This is a genomic window from Sandaracinaceae bacterium (genome assembly GCA_016706685.1).
GTDB lineage: Bacteria > Myxococcota_A > Polyangia > Polyangiales > Houyiibacteriaceae > JADJJE01.
Window position 1 is genome coordinate 158,468 of record JADJJE010000004.1, and the last position, 21,831, is coordinate 180,298.

Consider the following 21,831-nt stretch of genomic DNA (forward strand, 5'->3'; position numbering starts at 1 on the left):
AGCGAAGATGACGCGGGCCGCGAGGGGCGGTGCTGTGCATGTCCCTGAGGCGTGTACCCTGCGCGTCGATGACCGTGGACGCGACGGCTGGAGCTGAGCGAAGCGCGAAGGACGCCTGGTCGATCCCGCTGTGGCTGCTGCTGACCACGGGCGGCCTGGTGCTGGCTGGCGGCTACGTGGTCGACGACGCGTTCGTGGTGTTCCGCGTGGCCGAACGGCTCGCGCGCGGAGAGGGCTGGTCGTTCCAGGGAAGCGCTTCCGCAGATGGCGTCACCGCGCCGCTCTGGGGGGCCCTCTTGGCGTTGCTGGTGCCTGGCGGGTCGACGCCGCTGGTGGCGCGTCTGCTGGGGTCCCTGTTCACGTTGGCTGGCGGGACGCTGACTCTCGCGGCGCTGCGTGGACAACCGCGAGCGCTCGCGGCGCTCTTCCTCGGCGCGCAGCTGCCCGTGGTCGTGTGGGCGGGCGCGGGCCTCGAGACGGGGTTCGTGCTGCTCGTAGTCGCGCTGTGCACTCGCGGTCTTCTCGCGCACCGCAGCCGGGAAGCCGCACGGCCAGCGCCGGACGCGGCGGTCGAGAGTCACGCCGGACCGTGGGAGAGCCTGTGCCGTGCGCTCACGCTCGGCGCCTTCGCGAGCGTGCCGTGGTTGCGCCCCGAGCTGGTGCCGCTCGCGGCCATGGCGGGTTGGGAGCTGATGCGCATGGAGCGGCGCGAGCGCGGTGCGCGGTTGGCGCCGCTGCTGGTGCTGGGCGTCGGCACGCTCTTGGTCATCGTCTGGCGTGTCGTCGCCTTCGGCCACCCGGCTCCGCTGGCTGCGCTCGCGAAGCCGAGTGACCCCCTGAACGGGCTCCTCTACGTGGGTCAGGGCCTGCTCGCCTCAGGGGCCCTCACGGCGCTGGCCATCGCGGCCATTGCGCGGCTCCGTGCACGAGCGCAGCGCACGGACCAGCCTCTCGAGGCGGCCCCGCTCACGGACGACGACCATCCACATGACCCGCAGCAGGAGCGCGGGGGGAGGGCGCCCATACGTGTGCTGGGGGTCGGCCTGCTGAGCATCGCCCTCGCCGGTGGCGACTGGATGCCTGCCTCACGCCTGCTGGTCCCGCTGCTTCCCCTTCTGGCGGGCTGCGTGGGCCTCGGGCTCGCCGAGCTTCCTCGCTTCCGCTGGGCCGCTGTGCTGGCGGTGCTGCTCCTGCCGCTCGCCACGGGGGCGGCCGCGCTGCCCGAGCTGCTGCGTCAGCCCGCGGCCCGCGAGCGAGGGGCGGCGCAGGTGCTAGCGGCCCTTCACGGCGCGGAGCGCGTGGCGCTGGTGGACATCGGCTACCTCGCGTACGCGGGCGACCTCCAGGTGGTGGACCTCGGCGGCATCACCGACCTCGAGATCGCGCGGCTGCCCGGCGGCCACCTGAGCAAGCGCATCCCGGAGAGCCTGCTGCGCGGTCGTGGCGTGGACGCCATCGTGCTGCACTCCACCACGCCGCCGCGGGTGGAGGCCGGCCGCCTGATGGGCATCTCGGCCTACCCCGTGGAGCTGCACGTGGCGCGCATGCCCTTCGTCCGAGACGAATTCCGCGTCACCGCGAGCGTGACGTACGCCCCCGATTATCACTACGTGGTGCTGCGCCGCAGCCCACCGTGACCGGTCCGGCTCAGGGCGCCGGGCGACGCTCGTTGGGCCCCGGACGGTTCACCGCCTCGGCTTGCTGCGCGGCTTCCTGCACGGCACGGCCGCGCGCTTCGAGCTCCTGCGCGGTGGCCTCCACCGACGGACGCTCCGGGTTGGCGCGCTGGTTGCGGGCCAGATCGCGGAAGGTGACACGCCCGAAGCGGTCCGTGGCGTGGAAGTCCGGCACCAGCACGGGCGACCAGCCGGCCGCGTCCTGGCCGCGCGCCGACTTCTCCATGACGTAGAAGTTCATGCGCCAGGTGCCGCCAGCGACCGGAGGAGTGGCCGGTGGGGTGCCCGCCGCGAAGGCGGTGTACGGGATGCGCAGCTCCACGTGGTAGCCCTCGTCCACCTCTTCGTCATCCAGCGTGCCGCGCAGCACCACGGCGGTCTGCGCCTCGCTCTGCCAGTCCACGTGCCCAAACGGTTGCGGCTGCCGGCGGCTGTCGTAGCGCGTGTCGAACACCACGCCGCGCGGGCTGACCTGAATCTCGAAGTAGTTGCGCCCGTCGCCGTCGGGGTCGACGAAGACCTCCACGCAGTCTTGCTCCCACAGGTGGTCGTCGGCGTTGCGGTGTGGGCTCTGCAAGTCCGTGTCGCTCACCTGGAAGGCCACGTAGAGGTGGGTGTCGTCGTAGACCACGCGCGCGCGCGCTTCGAAACGTGCCGCGGCGCCGTCCATGGTCTGCACGAAGGGTGGGGACCACGGGGCAGCCATCCACCCCGGGTCACGCAGGTTGCCGTCGATGGTGATGGCCTGGAGCGCGCGTGAGGCCACCAGCTCGGGCATGGGCGGCGGGCCCGTGGGCGTGGGCGTCCCGCCGGTCACGGCCATGGTCACGGGGCGGGCGCGGTTGTCGCCGTCTTGCGGGCCGCGGCGGACGGCCAGGCGCTCGTTCCCACGCCAGAAGCCCAGGTAGAAGACCGCCTCGTTCGCGGACCAGCCGGCCGGCAGGTGAACCCGCTGCTCGTCACGGATGTACTCGCCCGCCTGCCAGCGCGAGGGGGGATAGAGGCTGCGCACGGCGCCGTCACTGTCGTGGTTGAGCGTCTCCATTCCGCGCGCCTCCACGTGTGTGAACAGGCGGTAGTCGTCGCCCACCGGGCCCAGCACCTTCCAGTGCCACGTGACCACCAGCTCCGTTCCGCGCGTCCAGGTCTCGTCGCTCACGTCGTAGCCAATGAGCTCCACGTTCTCGCCGAACGCAATGTCCAAGGGATGACTGGGGCTGGTGGGGCTGGTGGAGACCAGCGCGCGCACCCGCTCACGCTGCGCGGCGCTCAGCTCCTCGGAGCGCTCCACACAGGCGGACGAACCGACCGCCCCCCACAGCAACAGCCAAGACACCAGCCCACGAACACGCGATGACTTCCCCATGTCGGCCTACTTTCGAGACTTCTGCCGCGCCTTTTTTTGCTGCTTCCGCTCAGCCTTCTTCTTGTCCTTGTCGACCTTCTTGCGCGGGTTCTGGTTGCGACCCATGCCGGGCAGCGTGTAGCCCGGGGGCATCCCGGGCATGCCACCCATGCCGGGCATGCCGCCCATCATCCCCGCGAGGCCCTCCATGCCAGGCAGGCCGCTCAGCCCAGCCGGCAGCCCGCCCTCGGCCACGGCCGCCTCGAGCAGCTGCTGCGCCAGGTTGGCCATCATGGGGTTGCTCTCCATGCCGCCCGTGCGCACCGCGTTGCGCAGCTGGTTGGCCTGCGCGAGCTGCTTCATGCCCGGGATCTTGGAGAGCATGCCGGCCTGCTGGCCGATGCTGCCCATCATGTTCTGCATGAACGAGAAGCGCTGAATCAGCTCGGCAACGTCCTTGGCTTCGCGGCCCGAGCCCTTGGCCACGCGCACCAGGCGGCCCGGATGCTTCTGGAAGAGCAGCGGGTCGCGGCGCTCGTCGCGGGTCATGGAGTTGACCATGGCCTTGGTGCGCGCCAGCTCCTTCTCGTCGACCTGGAAGCCCTCCGGCATGGAGTCCGCGAAGAAGGGCATCTTCTCGAAGATCTCCTGCAGCGGACCCATGCTCTGGATCATCTCGATCTGCTGGAGGAAGTCGTCGAAGGTGAAGCGCCCCTCGAGCATGCGCCGGGCGTCTTCTTCGGCCTTGTCCTGGTCGACGACGTTCTCGAAGTCCTTCATCAGGCCGACGACGTCGCCCATCCCGAGGATGCGGCTGGCCATGCCGTCGGGGCGGAAGACCTCGAGCCGGTCCAGCTCTTCGCCCATACCCACGAAGCGCACGCTGGCGCCGGTGGCCTCCTTGATGGAGAGGGCCGCGCCGCCGCGCGCGTCACCGTCCAGCTTGGTGAGCAGCACGCCGCTGAGCGAGAGCTGGTCGTGGAAGGACTTGGCGGTCTTGACCGAGTCCTGACCGATCATGGCGTCCACCACCATGAAGATGTTCTGCGGCTCGACGGCGGCCTTGATGTCCGCCAGCTCCTTCATGAGCGCTTCGTCGATGGCCAAGCGACCGGCCGTGTCGAAGATGACGGTGTCGCGCTTGATCTTCTTGGCGTGCTTCCAGCCCTCTTTGCAGATCTCGAGCGGGATGCCGCCCGGGATGGAGAAGACGGGCACGTCAATGCGCTCGCCCAGCACCTTCAGCTGCTCGATGGCACCGGGGCGCGCCACGTCGGCTGCCACCAGCAGCACCTTGCGACCGAACTCGGCCTCGAGCAGGCGGGCCAGCTTGGCGGCGCTGGTGGTCTTACCGGCGCCCTGCAAGCCCACCATCATGATGCCGGTGTTGGCCGGCTTCGGGGCGAAGACCACGGCCTCGCCCTCGAACGCCATCATGGCCTCGAGCTCGTCCTGGCAGATCTTCACGAAGCGCTCGGCGGCGCCCACGCGTAGCTTCTGCTGGCCTTTCTTGACCTCGACCTGCTGGACCTGGCCGATGGCCTCGGCCTTCACGCGGGCCAGGAAGCGCTTCGTGACGTTGAACTCGACGTCGGCCTCGAGCAGCGACAAGCGCACGTCCCGCAGGGCGGGCTCGATGTTCTCTTCGGTCAGCTCGGTGACGCCCGCGAGTCGATTTCGGGCGGCCCGGAAGCCCTTGGTGAGGGTCTCAAACATGGGTTTCGTCGCGTCGTTCTGGGGCCCGAGAGCGCGACGTCCACAGTGGCGGACGGGTCTCGAGATTGGGGGTGCGGAGTAGCACGGGGGGGCGCGCTGGCGCAACGCAAGGGCGCCCCGCCCCGGGCCGCTCACCCGAAGTCGAACTCGCAGGCCACGTCGACCTCGACCTCGGCGGCGGGGTCCAGCTTGATGCGGTCGCACGTGGCGGGGCACAGCTCCACGGTCTCGCCGTCCACGAAGAACGCGCCATCCACGCAGGCGGCCTCGTTGGCTACGCGCGTGAGCGTCTCGTTGGCGCCCACGCCGGGGAGGTACGTGACCACCACCCGCGTGAAGTCCAGCACGGTGTTCATGGCCGCCGTGGGGGAGGGGAACGTGCACTCCACCTGGCTGCCGATGACCACGCCCTCGGCGATGCGCTCGAACACCGCGTCGTAGCTGGCGGTCTGACACACGGGGAAGCGCAGCCCGCCGGAGTCGATGCTCAGCGTTTGGTAACGATTGTCGAGGTCCGCCGCAGTGGAGCACTCGGCGGTCACCAGGGGCTCGTTGGGCGCGTACGCCTCCGTCGGGTCGGCCTTCTCCACGACGCCGATGATGCTGTGGAACACGAAGTTGGGGGCCTCGCTCGTACCGAAGGGCGTGCCCGGGAGCGCGTACAGCCCAGTGCGGAACGCGTTGGCGGTGATGTTGGAGGTGTCGTCCGTGATCTCGAGGAAGACGCGCTGCGCGTCGGGGCGCAGCCACGCGCCCCAGCCGGTGGGCGCCAGGTTGAACTCGTCGGCCACGGCGAAGGTGGCCAGCACGCGGGCCAGCGAGTCCTCGCTGTCGATGGCGGCGCTGTAGTGGCGGAAGCGCTCCGTGTTGCCGGGCTGCGCAGGCGCAGGGTTGCAGTCGGTGGTGCTCAGCGGCGCCGTGATGCAGATCAGGTCGTCCGCCGGGCCGCTCGGGTCCACGTCCGGAGGTCCGTGGGACGAGATCAAGATGATGCGGTAGTCGATGGCGCTGGTGTCGAGGATGTCCGCGAAGCTCTCGCTGATGTTGCTCACCACCCCCGCGATCTCCTGGTCCATGCTGGACGAGTTGTCGATGACGATGATGACGTCCACCGGGCGCCGCACCAGGGTCGACATGCTGGACGCTTCGCCGCAGGCATTGTCCGGCACGTTCGGGTCGGTGCCGAGCTCCACCTCGTCGCCGTCCAGCAGACCGTCGTCGTCGCTGTCCGAGTCGTTCGGGTCGGTGCCCAGGTTGTCCTCGTCGCCGTCGTCCAGGCCGTCGTCGTCACTGTCGGGGTCGTTGGGATCCGTCCCGTCGATGACCTCCTGATCATCCGGCACGCCGTCGTTGTCGGAGTCCAGCCCCGCGTCGACCACGCCCGTGTCCTGCGTCCCTCCGTCGGGCGTGTCTCCGTCGGTGGCACCCGCGTCGCGCGAGGGACCCGCGTTCGAGCCGCAGCCACTCGCGGCCCCGAGCGAAGCGACCAATAAGGCTGTCAGCAACCAACCGTGCCTCAGGCGAAGCGTCGTCATGGACACATGCTGCCATGTCGGAGCGCGAATGTCTGTGGCGTGGCGCGCTCAGCTCCGCCCGTGGACGGGCAGGTACAGGTCGAAGCGCGTGCCGTGCGGCGTGACTGGGTGCGCCTCGAGCCAGCCGCCGAGGTCTTGGGCGATGCTGCGCGCGATGGGCAGGCCGAGGCCCGTGCCCTCGCCGATGGGCTTGGTGGTGAAGAACGGCTCGAACACCAGGTCCTGCTTGCCCTCGGGCAGGCCGGGACCGTGGTCCTCCACGGAGAAGCGCACGAAGGGGCCGGCCGCTGCGAGGGCCGACGCGGGCGGCTCGACGCCGGGCGGGAGGTCCACGCGTAGCACCACCTCGGTGCCGCTCGGCGAGGCGTGAATGGCGTTGACGCACAGGTTGGTCAGCGCCTGCAGGGCCAGCTGCGGGACCGTTCGCACGGTCAGCCCCGGCGTATCGCTCGCGTCGGTCACGAACTTCACCGAGCCGGCGCGGGCCAGCGTGACCAGCAGCTCGCGCGCGCGGCGCAGCAGCTCCTCTGTGGTGACCTCGCTCTGGGCCACGTCGGCACGGTGCGCAAAGTCCAAGAGCGACCGGATGGCGGCCGTGATGCGCTCGGTCTGCTCGTTGGCGATGCGCACGTCGCGCAGCGCGGCGTCCCCCGTGGCCCGGCCTGCCAGCACCCGGTCGAGCCGGCTGCCAATGACGTTGAGGGGCGTCCCCACGTCATGCGCCACGCGCGCCATGAGCATGCCCATCGTGGCTAGCCGGTCGGCGTTGCGCAGCTGCTCCTGGAGCTGGCCCGCGCGCGCGGCTTCCTCCACCTCGCGGCGCCGACTGGCTCCCAGGAGCTCCACCATGCGGTTCATCTCGTTGGCCAGGTCCACCAGCTCGTCGCGCCCTTGCAGCGTCACGCGACCCGGCTCTTGGCCTGCGCCCACCTGCCGCGCCAGCGTCACCAGCGCTCCCACCGGCTGACCCACGATGCGCCAGCCCACCCACGTGGCCAGCCCAAAGGAACACACGCCGATCAACAACAGCACCACCGCCAGGTCTTCGAGCGTGTTGCGCGCGAGCACGCGCTCCTCGTCGAGGCTGACCGTGAGCTTCAACGCCAGCGGTGCGCCGTCCTCGAGCGTGAGCGGCAGGTAGCTCACCAGGCTCTCGGGAGCGTCGCGGCTCGGGAGGTACTCGTACTCACTCAGCTCGCTGGCGGGGTGCGGTTCGGCAGGACGTTCGGCGATGTGGATGCGCACCAAGCGCTCGCTGCGGTTGGCGACGTCCACCACCTGTTGTGCGGCTACGCGGCCGCCACGCGCATAGGCTTGTTCGACCGCCGGGCGGAGGACGCTGCCGACTAGCAGCTCGTCGCGGCGAAGGTCTGCCTCCACCCAGGCGAGCGCATGCTTCATGCGGTGGTAGCCGTAGCCGGACAGCACGAGCAACGTCCAGGCTGTCAGCACGAGCGTGAGTTTCAGCGCCAAGCGCACAGGCGACGCTGCCACGCAGGGTTGCTCCGGGTCAACGTGACTCGCGCTAGGAGAGGTTGGGTCAGAGTGACCCGGACGCGGCACCAGGGCGCCCGCGATGCCATGAATTTGGGCACTCAATAGATTGGCCCGTCACTTGCTTGGGCGTCCCGCAGCACCATGGCCGCCTACCTTCGCAAGACCGCCTCCTCCCGCCCGACCGCGGTCGAGTCAACGACATGAGCCGGTTCGACCTCGACGCTGCGCTGGACCACGCCCGGTACTACCTGCCGCCGCAGAAGCCGTTGGAGCGCTTCGTTCACTTCAACGTGCTCCAGGCGTTCCAATCTCACCGCTTCCATGACGCGCTCGCGCTTGCCGCTGAGCTGTACGGATCTCATTCCTACATGCCCGAGGCTGAGTACCGCGCCTGCTTGAGCACCGGCCGCATCACGCTCGACGACCTGGACCATGTTCTCTCCCATGCGGTGGCCGACGAGCTCGTCGTGCCTGGTGTCTCGCGGCGACGCCTGGCAGAGCTGGCGTTGCGCTTCGGGCCCGACATCGTCGATCAGCCGTCGGTCGAGTTCGAACTCAGCGAGGGTGGCGCGCTCGACCGTCTGCGGGAGGGTCTGCCTCATGAGATTCGCTCACGGTTGCTGGCCGGAAGGCCCGAGCGGGAGCAGGTGCGTGCGTTGTTCACCGCGACGGGCACTGCTTTTCGGACCGCGCGTGCTGCGCTTCAGCTGACCGTCGAGCCCGATCGGCACGGGACACTGCGCCAGCGGCGCTCTGCTGCCGAGGAACTGCGTCGCGCGAAGCTCATCCGTTGGTCCGCCGCGTTCCTCGACTGCGGCATGGCGGACTTGACGCAGCCGCGGCGTGATCGTGGGTTCTTCGACGCCTTCCGCGCAGCGTCTCTTTCCTTTCGTGAGTCCAAGGCCGACCTGTTGAGCGTCGCGGGTCACGTCGCGGCCGAGGCACCGAGTGAAGACGCTCACGCATGCGTCGTCCGGTGCATGGACGTGCTCGGCGTCCCGGAGGAGGAGCGCGCGCACTACACCCGCGCCACCCTCCTGGAGCTGCCCGGTTGGGCCGGAATGTTCGCGCGGGCAGAGGGCCGTCCAGACGAGCTTCCGATGAGCAGCCCACCGCCTGCTCGGCTGCTCGATTTTCTCGCTGTCTCCTTGCTGCTCAAGGTCGCCGCGCGACGCACAGAAGAGCCCCCCGCGCTCCAGTCGAGCCCTGTGATCACGCTCCCCGACGCCGTCGTCGTCTTCCGCCTCTTTCGTCTCTTTCAGCTGCTGGGCGTCGACGCCCAGGGCGTGGCGGCGTTCACGGTCGCCCAGATCGTGGATCTCTGGGACGCGTGGGATGGGATTCCGGAGGTGTCGCGACTGCAATGGTTTCACCTCGCCTATGAGCGGCACTACCAGGAGCAGGTCCTCAACGAGGTAGAGGACCACCTCGCCTCGCTCGAGGGTGGCTCGGGGACAGTGAACCGTACGGATCGCTCACGTGCTCTTGCCCAGGTCGTGTGCTGCATCGACGACCGCGAGGAATCGCTTCGCCGGCACCTCGAGGCGGTCGACGCCGATGTGGAGACCTACGCTGCGGCTGGCTTTTTCGGGGTGGCCATGGCCTACCAAGGGCTCGGACAGCGCGAGGCGTTTCCGCTCTGCCCCCCTGTGGTCACGCCGCGTCACAAGGTCCGTGAGGGACTCGCCGCTGGCGGTCGTGGATCGCGTGGCCTCGCTAGCGTCCGTGTGCCGAGCCTCGGCCGGGCCAAGTCCTCGCACACGCTCGTGCGGGGCGCTCTGGTCGCACTGGCGGGCGCGGCGGCGCTCGCGCCGATGTCCGCTGGGGTCCTGGCGCCCCGCTGGCGTGCGCGTTGGTCGCCCACTCGTGGGCCGCGTGAGGTGACGCGCCTGGCGCTGCTGCGAACCAGCGACGAGCAAGAGGACGGACTCGCTCTGGGCTTCAGCCACGAGGAGATGGCGGACATCGTGCGAGGGCTGTTGGCACCGATGGGCATCGTCCCGAGGCTGGCGAAGCTGGTGCTCATCCTGGGCCACAGCTCGCACTCCGAGAACAATCCCCAGGCAGCAGCCTACAACTGCGGCGCGTGCGCCGGAGGACATGGCGGACCCAACGCGAGGGCGTTCGCCCAGATGGCCAATGCGCCGGAGGTACGTGTACTGCTGCTCGAGCAGCATGGTGTGCGCATCCCCGATGACACTTGGTTCGTGGGAGGAAACCACGACACCGCCGATGAGGAGATCGTGCTCTCCGATCTCGATCTACTGCCAGAGACGCACCGGGAACCGCTCGCCCGGCTGGTGGCTTCGCTCGATCAAGCACGCATTCGTGACGCCGAAGAGCGGTGTCGCACGTTCGCGACTGGCGTTGGGAAGAAGGGGATCGCCGCCCTTCGACACGTGCAGGCTCGGGCAGAGGATCTGGCACAGCCGCGCCCCGAATTGGGGCACGCGCGCAGCGCCGTCTGCGTCGTGGGGCGTCGTAGCTGGACGCGAGGGCTCGACCTCGACCGCCGCGCGTTCCTGGTGTCCTACGATCCGAGTGCGGAGGAAGGTGACCTCCTGCTGCGACTGCTGTCCGCCGTGATCCCGGTGTGCTCGGACATCAGCTTCGACTACTACTTCTCCTTCGTCGATCCACAGCGCTATGGTGCCGGCAGTAAGCTGCCCCACAACTTGACGGGAATGCTGGGGGTGATGGACGGCCACGCGAGCGATCTCCGCACGGGCCTTCCGTGGCAGGCGGTGGAGGCACACGAGCCCATGCGGCTGCTCTTCCTCGTGGAGACCACACCGGCAGCCATGATGGCGACCATGGACCGCAACCCTGCCATCGCACAGGTCGTCCAGAACGAGTGGGTGCATTTGGCCCTCGTGCACCCTACGGAGCGCACGATCCATGTCTTCCGCCATGGTCGCTTCGAGCGTCGCGCGCCTGCTCTGGCCAGGGCGGTGGCATCATGAACTTCACCCCCACCATGGTGTTCGGCGTTGCCGTGCTCGCCATCCCAGCGGCGGCGTTCGTACTTCTCGCGGCGCTCACGGCCCTGCCTGGCCGCCGCGAGGAGCGTACTGTCGTGCGCCTCGCCACCGGCGCGCTGTGGCTCTCGCTCCTCGCGAGCGTCGCCACCGTGGTGAGCGCGTGGGAACCGCTGACCCATGGGGGCCTCAGTGTCCCGCTCGGTGCCTGGTTCTCGGTGCCCGGGTACTCGCTCCAGTCGGTGCTCCTGCTGGACCTGCCGGGCGCTGTGTTCATGATGCTGACCACATCGCTGATCATCCTCGTGTCGGTCTACTCGGGGCGTTACCTCCATCGTGAACCAGGCTTCGCGCGCTTCTTTCTGCTGCTGCTGCTCTTCGCGGTGGGCATGCTCGCCATCGCCGCCGGCGGCAGCCTCGATATCGTGTTCGGGGGCTGGGAGCTGGTGGGCCTCTCCTCGGCATTGCTCATCGCTTTCTTCCATCGCCGAGAGGCGCCTGTGCGGCACGGGCTGCGCGCCTTCGCGGTGTACCGTGCTTGCGACGTCGGGTTCCTTGCCGGGGTCGTGCTCTTCCACGAGTTGGTGCACACCAGCGTCTTTGCCGAGGCGTTCCCGCAGCTCTCGGTCGAGCGGTCACCGCTCGCCGTGAACGGCATCGCGTTGTTGTTCGTGGTGGCCGCCATGGGCAAGTCCGCCATGTTGCCGTTCACGGGTTGGCTCCCACGCGCCATGGAGGGGCCCACACCGTCGAGCGCCATCTTCTACGGTGCGCTCTCGATCCACGCTGGGCCCTTCCTGCTGCTGCGCCTCGCGCCGCTGTTGGAGGCGGCCCCCGTCGCCCGTGCGGTCATCGTAGGGACAGGAGCGATCACGGCGCTGCACGCCACCACGGTGGGCCGCGCCCAGAACGACATCAAGAGCAAGCTCGCCTATGCGAGCGTGGCTCAAGTCAGCCTGATCTGGGTGGAGCTCGGTCTTGGGCTGCACACGCTCGCGCTCGTTCACATCGTGGGCCACGCCACCCTACGGACGTGGGAGCTGCTGCGTGCGCCCTCCTACCTGCGGGACTGGCGCCTACGGCAGGAGGTGCAGCGGCAGCACACGTACGCGGGCGTTGGGCCAGCCCGCAGCAGGTTCCCTCTGGCCGTTCGCGACGCGCTGTATCGCGTCACGCTGGAGCGCTGGTACCTGGACGAGCTGGCGACGGCTGTGGTCAGCCGCGTGGCATCGGCGCTGCGCGCGCTGGATCACCTCGACCGCAAGGCGTCGACGCTGCTGGACGGACCCTCCATCGACCGCGCGTCCGCCGAGCAAGCTCGGGTCGTGGGAGACGAGGAGGTGAACCGTGGCGTTTCTTGAACAGGTGCTGCTCATGGTCGCTCTGGGTCTGCCCATCGCCGCCGCCGTGGGCTTCTGGTGTTGGCCCAGGTTCGCCACCCACCGGCCCTTCGTGCTTGCGTCGCCCATCCTCACAGCGCTGACCTTCACCTGGCTGCTCGTGCAGGGTGACGAGGTCGGACTCGACGCGGCGCACACGGGGCTGGCCCTCGATGCGGTCGCACGCCCCCTGCTACTGGCGACCTCGGGCGCGGTGCTGGCTGTCCTCGCGGCCCTGCCGGAACGCGACCTCACACGGCACCATGTGGGCGCGGTGCTCACCGCGTACGCGGGCGCATGCTGGATGCTGCTCAGTCACGGCGTCTTGTCCTTGATGATTGGCTACGTGCTGGCCGGCTTGCCCTTGCTGCTCTTCTCCGAGTTCCGGACACGGCGCCTCGCGCGCTACTCGCAGCTGCTCAGCGTGCTCTTGGTGGGTGCCGGGCTAGCGGTGCTCTCTGAAGCGGCAGGGACCACGGTGCTCGGGTCCCTCCCGTCGGTGGTCGTCCAGCACCCGTGGGCGCTCGGGATGGTGGTCCTCGGTCTGGCGCTTCGTTTGGGGGTGTTTCCATTCCACACGTGGCTGGTGGGCCTCTTCGAACACGCGCCCTTCGGGCCGCTGATCGTCACCGTTGTGCCCATGCCGGCGCTGATTGTCGTCGAGCGCGTGATCGCCCCGAGCCTGGCCGCCACGTTCGGGGAGGTTCCGGGGCCATCGGCCACCTTGCTCGTCTTCTCGTCCGCGCTTGCGGCCGGGATGGTCCTGGTGCAGACCCGCCTTCGCCGCGCACTCGGTTGGTTCGTCGTGAGTCTGCATTCGTCCATCTTCCTCGCTGTCCTCGATCCCAACCCCGTCGGGCACATGGGTGGGCTCGCGATGTGGGCCGCCAGCACGCTCGCGCTCACCGGCTTCAGCGTGGTGGTGTGGGGGCTGCTGACACGGCGGGGCGACATCGACCTGACCCAGCACTCCGGCCTTCACGACGCCATGCCCACTCTGGGCGCCGGCTTCTTGCTGTTCGGACTCGCTTGCGTCGGCCTGCCCGGCACCATCGACTTCATCAGCGAGGACCTGACGCTCCACGGCTCCATCGCGCACCACCCGCTGCTGCTGCTCGGCTTCCTGGGCGGAGTCTCGTTGTTGGGGTACGCGGTGCTGTTCCTCGCGTTCCGCATCTTCCTCGGGCCGCGGCCTCGCGCGCTGCGGTCCATTCGTGTGCCCGACGCCCTGCCACGGGAGAAGTGGGTGCTGGTGGCCGTTGCGGTGCTGCTCCTCGCTGGCGGCCTCATGCCACAGAGCGTCGCGCATCAACTGCGCGAGCAGGCGGCGTCCCGTGACGGAGGCGAACCGGCCGAGTCTGACCCCATTTCTACCCCAGCGGGTGCCCATCCCACCCGCTGACTTTCGCCGCGGTGAACCTTCATCCGCTGGGAGCCCCATGACCACGTCCGGGATATTTTCTTACGCCAAGACAGACACCATGGCGGGTGTCGTCGTGTTCCTCGTCGCGCTGCCCCTCTGCCTCGGCATCGCCATCGCGTGCGGGGTGCCGCCGGTCTCCGGCCTCATCGCCGGAATCATTGGCGGTGCTGTGGTCCCGCTCATCAGCCGCAGCCATGTCTCGGTCAGCGGCCCCGCCGCAGGCCTCACCTCCATCGTCTTGGTGGAGGTCGGCCGCATCGGCCTCGGCGCCTTTCTCACCGCCACCGCGCTTGCTGGCGTCTTTCAGGTCATCCTCGGAGCGCTGCGCGCCGGGCGGTTCTCCACGCTGGTCCCGTCGGCCGTGGTCAAAGGCATGCTCGCCGCCATCGGTGCGACCATCATCCTGAAGCAGCTGCCGGTCGGGGCAGGCGTCGAGGCGCTCGCTGACATCCCCGCTGGTTTCCACCCTGGCTCGCTGTTGATCACCGTGGTCAGCCTCGTGATCCTCTTCGGTTGGGAGCGGACCCCGCTCGCCCGGGTGAAGTGGCTCCCTTCAGCGCTCATCGTCGTCCTCCTCGGCGCCGTGCTGGGCGTGGCGTTCGAGGGCATCCCTGCGCTGGCCATGACCAGTGCCCAGCTAGTCTCGGTTCCCACCGAGGGAGCGGGCGCACTCATCGCGGCGTTGCCGCGCCCTGACCTGGCAGCCCTCGGCGCGTCAGCCACCTGGGTCGCTGCGGTCACCGTCGCGGTCGTCGCGAGCATCGAGACCCTGCTGTCCATTCAGGCTGTGGACCGCATCGACACGCTGCGCCGGAAGAGCCCGCCCGACCGCGAGCTGCTCGCCCAGGGCGTCGCCAACGTCGCGTCCGGCCTCGCCGGTGGGTTGCCGGTCACGGCGGTCATCGTTCGAAGCGGCGCCAACGTGGCGGCGGGCGGACGTGAGCGCTGGTCATCCATCTTCCATGCGGTGCTCCTGATGGTCGCCGTGCTCGCGCTCGGACCGCTGCTCAACCGCATTCCGCTAGCGTGCCTCGCGGCAGTGTTGATCAAGGTCGGCTTCGGGCTCTGCAACCCGCGCTTGTTCCGTGCGCAGTACCGGCTCGGCATCGACCAGCTGCTTCCATTTGGGGTAACCATCGCTGCGATCCTGGCCACCGATCTGCTGGAAGGTGTGATCATCGGGATCATCGCCGGCGTGATCTTCGTCCTTCGCCAGAACGCGCGCGACGTCGTGCGAATGGAGCAGGTCGACGGAACATGGAATCTCACCTTTCATCGTGATGGAACCTTCGTCGCAAAGCCGGCCATCCAGAGTGCCATCGACCAGATCGGCGACGGAGACAGGGTGCGCATCGACTGCACCGGTGAGTACATCGACCCTGATGTGAAGGAGCTGCTCGCCGCGTTTCAGGTCGAAGCGGCTTCACGGAGCATCGTCGTCGAGGTGATCGGCGTCGACCTCACTCAAGTGAGTGCGAGCGCCCATTGATGTAGGCGTGCGCGCCCGCCGTGGCGAGTCGATGCCATCCCCGGAGAGGGGTGGCAGGAGGCGGGTAGAGCCTCAGCTCGCTGTCCCCGGGCGTGACGATCCACGCTCACCCTCCCACTCGAGCAGCTTGCGATACAGCGTCTTGCGGCCCATCCCGAGCACCTCGGCGGCCACGGTGCGGTTCCCGCCGCACGCGTCCAGCACGTGCAGCACGTAGCGGCGCTCGATGACCTCGAGGGGCAGGAGCGCGTCGATGTCGCGCGACACCACCACGAGGTGCCCGGGGTCGAAGTCGCGGATGCGCTCGGGCAGGTCGGCCAGCGAGATGTGGTCCGTGCGTGAGAGCGCCACCGCACGCTCGATGCAGTTCTTCAGCTCGCGCACGTTGCCCGGCCAGGTGTACTCCAGCAGGCGCTGAGCGGCGTCCGGCGAGAGGCTCAGCTCGGGGCGCTTGGCGGCGCGCGCCAACGGCTCGAGGAAGTGCTGCGCCAGCGTGAGCACGTCGCGCCCGCGTGCGCGCAGCGGTGGCGCGTGGATGTCGAGGACGTTCAGCCGGAAGTAGAGGTCCTCCCGGAAGGTACCCTCTTCCACGCGCGCGGCGAGATCCCGATGGGTGGCCGCGATGATGCGGACGTCGAAGCGCACGTCGTGCTCGCCGCCCACCGGACGCACGGACCCCTGCTCGAGCGCGCGCAGCAGCTTGGGCTGGAGGTCGAGCGGCAGCTCGCCCACCTCGTCCAGGAAGAGCGTCCCGCCGTTGGCCTGCACGAAGAGCCCGTCGTGCTTGCCATGCGCGCTGGTGAACGCCCCGCGCGCGTGCCCGAAGAGCTCGCTCTCGATGAGCGTGGCCGGGATGGCGCTCATGTTCACGGCCACGAAGGGCCCCTTCGCGCGGACGCTGTTGGCGTGGATGGACTTGGCGATGAGCTCCTTGCCCGTGCCGCTCTCGCCGAGAATGAGCACCGCGGCGTCCGAGCGAGCCACGCGGTCGAGCGTGGCGCGCAGCTTGCGCATGGGCTCGCTCTCCCCCACGAGCGTCCCGAACGCGCTTGCCCGCGCCACCGACGCGCGCAGCGCGCTGAGCTCCGACTGGATGTCGCGCAGGTTGGCGGCTCGCCGCAGCGCCAGCACCAGCTGCTCCATCTTGAACGGCTTGGTGATGAAGTCGTAGGCCCCGGCGCGCACTGCGCCCACCGCCGCGTCCAGGCTTCCGAACGCGGTGATCAGCACTACCGGCAGCGTGGCGTCCAACGCGTGCACCCGCTGACACAGCTCGATGCCGTTCACGCCGCCGAGGTTGAGGTCCGTGACCACGGCATGCACCGACTCGGCCTCCAGCTCGAGCAGGGCCGAGGCCGCGTCCGCCGCGGTGAACACCTCGAACCCCTCTTGCTGCAGCGTCTCCTCGAGGAGATCGCGCATCGCGGCGTCGTCTTCCACGACCAACACACGCTGGCCTGCGGCAGATGGCTTGCGAGCACTCGGCGACGTTCCGGTCGGCATGGCTCGTCAGTATACCGCGCCGCTTCCTGCGTGGCGCGCGCGAACGCCCTGCCACTCGGGAGGAGGTTGGGTTGACCCCGCGCGGTGCCCGCGCGATCTTCGCGCGGATGATCGACCAGGCCGCGACGCTTCCTCCCAAGGGGGACCCCAAGACCCTCTACCTGATCGACATCAGCTCCTACGTCTTCCGCGCGTACCACGCGCTGCCGCCGCTCTCGAACAGCCGTGGCGAGCCCACGCACGCCGTGCAGGGCGTGACGTCCATGTTGCTCAAGCTCATCAACGAACATGAGCCAGCGTACGTGGTGGTGGCGCACGATGCGCCCGGGCCTTCGTTCCGGAAGGCCATCTTCGCCCCCTACAAGGCCACCCGCCCGCCGGCGCCGCCGGACCTCAGCCAGCAGATGGTGCGCGTGAAGGAGGTGGCCGCCGCGTGGGGGCTTCACCCACTCGAGCTCCCCGGGTTCGAGGCGGACGACATCATCGCCAGCATCACGCGGCAGGCGCGCGAGGCAGGGCTCAGCGTGGTCATCGTCAGCGCCGACAAGGACCTGCTCCAGCTCGTGACGGAGGGCGTCACCATGTACGACACCATGCGCGAGAAGGTCTTCGGGCGCGCCGAGACCATCGAGCGCATGGGGGTACCGCCCGAGCAGGTTCGCGACCTGCTGGCGCTGATGGGCGACTCCTCCGACAACGTGCCCGGCGTGAAGGGGGTGGGCCAGAAGACCGCCGCGAAGCTGCTCGAGGACCACGGCTCGCTCGACGGGATCTATGCGGCCATCGACGAGATCAAGCAGAAGGCGCTGAAGCAGAAGCTCATCGACCACCGGGAGGAGGCCTACCTGTCCCGCGAGGTGGTGAGCCTGCGCTACGACGTGGACGTGCCGCTGCGCCTGGACGCCGCGCGCTACGACGGGGGCGACGCCCTCGCGCTCCGCAAGCTCTTCACCGAGCTGGAGTTCACCCGCATGTTGGCGCAGATGGACCCCGTGCCCAGCGTGGAGGGCCACTATCAGCTGGTCACGGAAGAAGCGGACCTCGAGCCTCTGGGCGCCGCGATTCGCGAGGCTGGGCAGCTGTCCATCCACAGCGTGGTCGCGCGCGACGACGCGCGGCGCGGTGAGCTGCTGGGGGTGGCCCTGACCGCGACCGAGGGTGTGGGTGCCTATGTCCCCGTGGCGCGGCTCGGGCACGCGGGCGTGGCCCAGCAGGCCCTCGAGGCGTTCCTCGCGCCGCTGCTGGCCAACTCGCTCCTGCCCAAGATCGGCGACGTAAAGCGCGAGCATCTGGTGTGGGGGACGCGTGGGCTCGTCCTGCGCGGCGAGCGCTTCGATCCCACCATCGCCAGCTACCTGCTGGATCCCGGGCGCCACGCGCACGGGCTCGGTGACATCGCGCGGGCGGAGCTCGACGCCGAACTGGTGTCGCTCGAGAGCGTGCTGGGGAAGGGCAAGGGCAAGGTCGCCATCGAGGACCTGACCGGCGCGGAGCTGGTGGACTACGCGGGGCAGCGTGCGGACTTCCAGCTGCGCCTCGCCAAGCTGCTGGCGCCCCGCATGGACCAGGGGGACTTCCGGCGGCTGATGTTCGACATCGAGCTGCCGCTGGCGCGCGTGCTGGCGGGCATGGAGCGCGTCGGCATCCAGCTCAACGTGGCGCCGCTCGCGGCCATGACGGAGACGGTCACGCGCGAGCTCGCCGTCCTCGAGGCGCGTTGCCACGAGCTCGCGGGGGTGCGCTTCAATGTGGGCTCACCCAAGCAGCTCGAGAACGTGCTCTTCGACGTTCTAGGGCTGCCCGTGGTCAAGAAGACCAAGACCGGGCGCAGCACGGACTCGAGCGTGCTCGAGGAGCTGGCCCCGCTGCACCCGCTGCCCGACGCCATCATGGAGCACCGCTCGCTCGCGAAGCTGCTGAGCACCTACATCGAGGCCTTGCCGCGCGAGGTCGACCCGCACACCGGCCGCGTGCATACGCACTACAACCAGGCTGTGGCGGCCACGGGGCGCATCTCGTCCAGCGACCCCAACCTGCAGAACATCCCCATTCGCACGCCCATCGGGCGCAGCATCCGGGAGTGCTTCGTGGCGGCCGACGGCTGCCTGCTCATGGCCGCGGACTACTCGCAGATCGAGCTGCGCGTGCTGGCCCACCTGAGCCAGGACCCCGAGCTGCTGGAGGCCTACCAAACGGGCAGCGACGTGCACGTGCGCACGGCCACGGCGCTCTTCGGCGTGCCGGCCGACCAAGTGACGCGCGACCAGCGCGGCCAGGCCAAGACGGTGAACTTCGCGGTCATCTACGGGCAGACCCAGTTCGCCCTGGCACGCAACCTCAAGATCGAGCGCGGCGAGGCCAAGCGCTACATCGACGCGTTCTTCGAGCGCTACGCCGGCGTGCAGCGCTACATGGAGCGGCTGGTGGAGGAGGCCCATCGCACGGGCTTCGTGACCACCGAGCTGGGCCGCAAGCGCACGCTCAACGACATCCGCAGCCGCAACCACAACCTGCGCGCCGGAGCCGAGCGCATCGCCCGCAACACCCCCATCCAGGGCACCGCCGCCGACATCATCAAGATCGCCATGGTGCGCATCGAGAGCGAGCTGCGCCGCGCCCACCTCGCCACCCGCATGCTGCTCAGCGTCCACGACGAGCTGGTGTTCGAAGTCCCGGTGGCAGAGCGTCAGGCCGCCGAGGCGTTGGTCCGCCGCTGCATGGAGGGCGCCATGACGCTCAGCGTGCCGCTGGTGGTGGACATCGGCGTGGGCGCGAACTGGGTGGTCGCTCACTGAGGCTGAGGGGCCACTGCTTCAGGCTGACGATTCCACACATATCCTGAGGGGGTGGATTCGGCCTGCTGCAAGTTCCAAAGGGCACCCCCGGCTGGAAGCCGGGGGCAGCAGACCAGGCCTGGGCGACCTGAAAGTCCGCCCTGCGGGACGGACTAAATGGCGGTGAAGTTGGGGGCCGTTCTCCCAAGGGTACTTGGACACATTCAGTCCGCCCTTTGGGCGGACTGGGTGGTCGACAATGGGGTGTGGTCTACCGAGGGTGGCCGGACGCTGTGTCTGAGTACCCTTGGTAGGGCAAACCCTGCTGCCAGCCATCTAGTCCCCGCAGGGGACTTTATGCCCATCCAAGGCTGGTTTGCTGCCCCCGGCTTCCAGCCGGGGGTGCCCATAGAACCTTGCAGCAAGGCCAATCGGCCTCCTCGCAAGATGTGTAGGATCATCAGGCTTCAGCGCTTCAGCCGTTGGAGCCTGGTGCCGATTCAGCGCGGCTGTTCGCCCGAGAAGATCCGCCGCGCCACCCGCACGGGCAGGGTGCCGTCGTCCTGGCGGAGCTGGCTGCCCTTGCCGAAGCGCAGCTTCTTGCCGCGCCAGGTCACGCTGCGGGAGAACGCGCTGTAGAACCAGACGAAGCCCATGAGCAGGTCTTTGAAGGGCGCGATGAGCAGGAAGCGCACCGGCATGGCGGTGCCGCGGCAGACGCGCACGAGGAAGGCGTCGCCCACGCCCTTGAGCACCACGGCCAAGCCGAACGCGGCCAGGGCACGACGGTCGAAGTCACTGGCCAGCACCGCGGCGGCCGACAGAAAGACGGGGTTGGCAAAGATGTCCGCCACGAACGAGCCCACGTGGATGACCACGCGCATCTTCAGCCAGCGCGAGTGCCGCGCCAGGAAGGCCTCGAGCGAGAGCACTTCGTTCACGTTCTCGACCGTGTGCGACGACAGCACCAGACGCTTGCCCGCCGCGCGGTAGGTCTCACCGAGAATGAAGTCCTCGCACAGGATGTCGCGCACCAGCTCGAGGCCCCCGAGCGCCTCGAGCTCCGAGCGGCGCAGCAGCATGGACTTGCCGATGACGCAGGTGACGCCGGCGACGTGCAGCGCCGTGCAGGTGGCCGGGGCGATCATGGCGCCCAGCTGCAGGTTCTCCATGGCGGCGGTGACGGTCTTCTCGCCCACGCCTACCACCATGCTGCTGAGCAGCGACGCGTCGTGCGAGACCAGCTCGCCCACGATGTCCCGCACGTAGGTGGGGCGCGCACGCACGTTGGCGTCCGACTGCAGCACCAGGTCGTACTGGGCGGCGTCCATGGCGCCCTTGAGGTTGGCCACCTTGGGGTTGAGGCCGAAGCTCACGTCCGAGCGCACGAAGGTGACCGGGACGTTCGGGTAGTCACGCGCCACGCGGCGGGCGAGCGCGATGCCCGGGTCGCCGTCTTCACAGCTGGCGAAGACCAGCTCGAAGGGGGCGGGGTAGTCCTGCTCGAAGAAGCTGCGCAGGTTCTGCTCGAGCGCCTCTTCGGTGCCCTTGATGGGCTTGAGCAGCGAGATGGGGGGGTACGCCGCTTCATCCGCGAGGGTGGGGATGGGCAGCGACGTGTGCCGCACGGTGGACCACACCCCCAGATAGAAGAAGGCGAGGGCGCCGGCGGCGCAGACCAGCAGGATCGTTGCGAGGATGCCCATGGGGGATACGCGCGAACTATGGCACCAACTGGGCACCCGGCCAAGTCAGCGACCTCACCCCGGCGTGAGCATCTCGCGCAGGGAGACCCGCTCCATCAGCGCCCAGCCCAGCTCGCCGCGGATGCCCGCAGGCCCGGCTGTCTGAGCCAGGAAGCGGGTGACCTCCGGTAGCGCCAGCGCGTCGAGGGCCAGCCGAACACTGGGGAAGGCCAGCACGCTCAGGGATGTGGCCTGGAGCGGGGGCGGGACCGAAGCGGTTAGCGGGTGGGGCGGGAGCGCGTTGAGCGTGGCCTCGAAAGCGCACGATCCGCCCAGGTGGGAGTGCCCTCCGAGTAGCGCGCAGAGGGCCCGGGAGCGCTCGTGGGCTTGGTCCGTGAGCACCCACGCCGCGCGCACCTCCCGCCAATCGCCGGGGGCCTGCGTGACGGACCCGAGCGAGATCTGCAGGCCCGACACCCCGCGCCGCTGGAGGGGCCCCATGGCCAGCAGCAAGGGCGAGCAGCGCAGCGCCGAGAGCGACCCTTGGCTGGGGTAGCGGGCCACCCGGACGTGGTCGAATTCGTCGGGACCGGCGATCGTCCGCAGCCTCCGGAGCGCCATCCCCAGGCGCCCCCCCACCATCACCCGCTGGCTCAGCAGGGCGGCGAAGTACAGCTGCGACGCCCCCCGGTGGGCCACCGTGGACGCCGACACCACGTAGCGTGCGCCCGAAGACGTGTCGGCCAGACTCACGCAGCGAGTCTTTCATGGGTCCGCAGGCGGTGCTACGGTCTCTGTAGCGAATGCGCATCTGCCCCACATGCGGAACAT

At 69.2% G+C, this 21,831-nt stretch carries 13 protein-coding genes; 6 read left to right on the top strand and 7 right to left on the bottom strand.

Translation table 11 applies throughout. The annotated features are described in order from the left end of the window. Positions 1 to 68: 68 nt before the first annotated feature. Entirely contained in the window at positions 69 to 1,637 is a 1,569-nt protein-coding gene (locus IPI43_08520; GenBank protein ID MBK7774171.1) for a hypothetical protein, read from the top strand. Positions 1,638 to 1,647: 10 nt separating this feature from the next. Here IPI43_08520 and IPI43_08525 read toward each other — a convergent pair whose 3' ends face one another. The 4 genes from IPI43_08525 to IPI43_08540 all read right to left on the bottom strand — a co-directional run bounded on the left by IPI43_08525 (position 1,648) and on the right by IPI43_08540 (position 7,766). Continuing rightward, a complete protein-coding gene (locus tag IPI43_08525; GenBank protein MBK7774172.1) occupies positions 1,648 to 3,042 on the bottom strand; it encodes a carbohydrate-binding family 9-like protein in 1,395 nt (464 codons plus the stop codon). Positions 3,043 to 3,048: 6 nt separating this feature from the next. Next, positions 3,049 to 4,737, bottom strand: coding sequence for a signal recognition particle protein (gene ffh / locus IPI43_08530; protein MBK7774173.1), 1,689 nt, complete (start codon positions 4,735 to 4,737; stop codon positions 3,049 to 3,051). 131 nt (positions 4,738 to 4,868) lie between these two features. Beyond that, positions 4,869 to 6,272, bottom strand: coding sequence for a hypothetical protein (locus IPI43_08535; GenBank protein MBK7774174.1), 1,404 nt, complete (start codon positions 6,270 to 6,272; stop codon positions 4,869 to 4,871). Positions 6,273 to 6,320: 48 nt separating this feature from the next. Continuing rightward, positions 6,321 to 7,766, bottom strand: coding sequence for a HAMP domain-containing histidine kinase (locus tag IPI43_08540; protein MBK7774175.1), 1,446 nt, complete (start codon positions 7,764 to 7,766; stop codon positions 6,321 to 6,323). Positions 7,767 to 7,969: 203 nt separating this feature from the next. On the opposite strand from IPI43_08540, the gene IPI43_08545 reads away from it, so the two are divergent. The 4 genes from IPI43_08545 to IPI43_08560 all read left to right on the top strand — a co-directional run bounded on the left by IPI43_08545 (position 7,970) and on the right by IPI43_08560 (position 15,038). Further along, a complete protein-coding gene (locus IPI43_08545) occupies positions 7,970 to 10,732 on the top strand; it encodes a DUF2309 family protein (GenBank protein ID MBK7774176.1) in 2,763 nt (920 codons plus the stop codon). After that, positions 10,729 to 12,108, top strand: coding sequence for a proton-conducting membrane transporter (locus IPI43_08550; GenBank protein ID MBK7774177.1), 1,380 nt, complete (start codon positions 10,729 to 10,731; stop codon positions 12,106 to 12,108). Before IPI43_08545 ends, IPI43_08550 begins: the two co-directional genes overlap by 4 nt. Next, a complete protein-coding gene (locus tag IPI43_08555) occupies positions 12,095 to 13,528 on the top strand; it encodes a hypothetical protein (protein MBK7774178.1) in 1,434 nt (477 codons plus the stop codon). Before IPI43_08550 ends, IPI43_08555 begins: the two co-directional genes overlap by 14 nt. Before the next feature lie 79 nt (positions 13,529 to 13,607). Continuing rightward, entirely contained in the window at positions 13,608 to 15,038 is a 1,431-nt protein-coding gene (locus tag IPI43_08560) for a SulP family inorganic anion transporter (GenBank protein ID MBK7774179.1), read from the top strand. Between the two features lie 72 nt (positions 15,039 to 15,110). Here the strand turns inward: IPI43_08560 and IPI43_08565 are convergent, their stop codons facing one another. Continuing rightward, on the bottom strand, positions 15,111 to 16,541 hold the full coding sequence (locus IPI43_08565; GenBank protein MBK7774180.1) for a sigma-54-dependent Fis family transcriptional regulator: 1,431 nt from the start codon (positions 16,539 to 16,541) through the stop codon (positions 15,111 to 15,113). 107 nt (positions 16,542 to 16,648) lie between these two features. Here IPI43_08565 and polA point away from each other — a divergent pair, with 107 nt between their 5' ends. Continuing rightward, positions 16,649 to 19,336: a DNA polymerase I gene (gene polA, locus IPI43_08570; protein ID MBK7774181.1), complete on the top strand. Its 2,688-nt coding sequence runs from the start codon at positions 16,649 to 16,651 to the stop codon at positions 19,334 to 19,336. A 479-nt stretch (positions 19,337 to 19,815) separates the two neighbouring features. Here polA and IPI43_08575 read toward each other — a convergent pair whose 3' ends face one another. Continuing rightward, the gene (locus tag IPI43_08575) at positions 19,816 to 21,021 is read right to left on the bottom strand and encodes a glycosyltransferase (GenBank protein ID MBK7774182.1); all 1,206 of its coding nucleotides are present in this window, start codon (positions 21,019 to 21,021) and stop codon (positions 19,816 to 19,818) included. A 54-nt stretch (positions 21,022 to 21,075) separates the two neighbouring features. After that, the gene (locus IPI43_08580) at positions 21,076 to 21,753 is read right to left on the bottom strand and encodes a hypothetical protein (GenBank protein ID MBK7774183.1); all 678 of its coding nucleotides are present in this window, start codon (positions 21,751 to 21,753) and stop codon (positions 21,076 to 21,078) included. Positions 21,754 to 21,831: the final 78 nt, after the last annotated feature.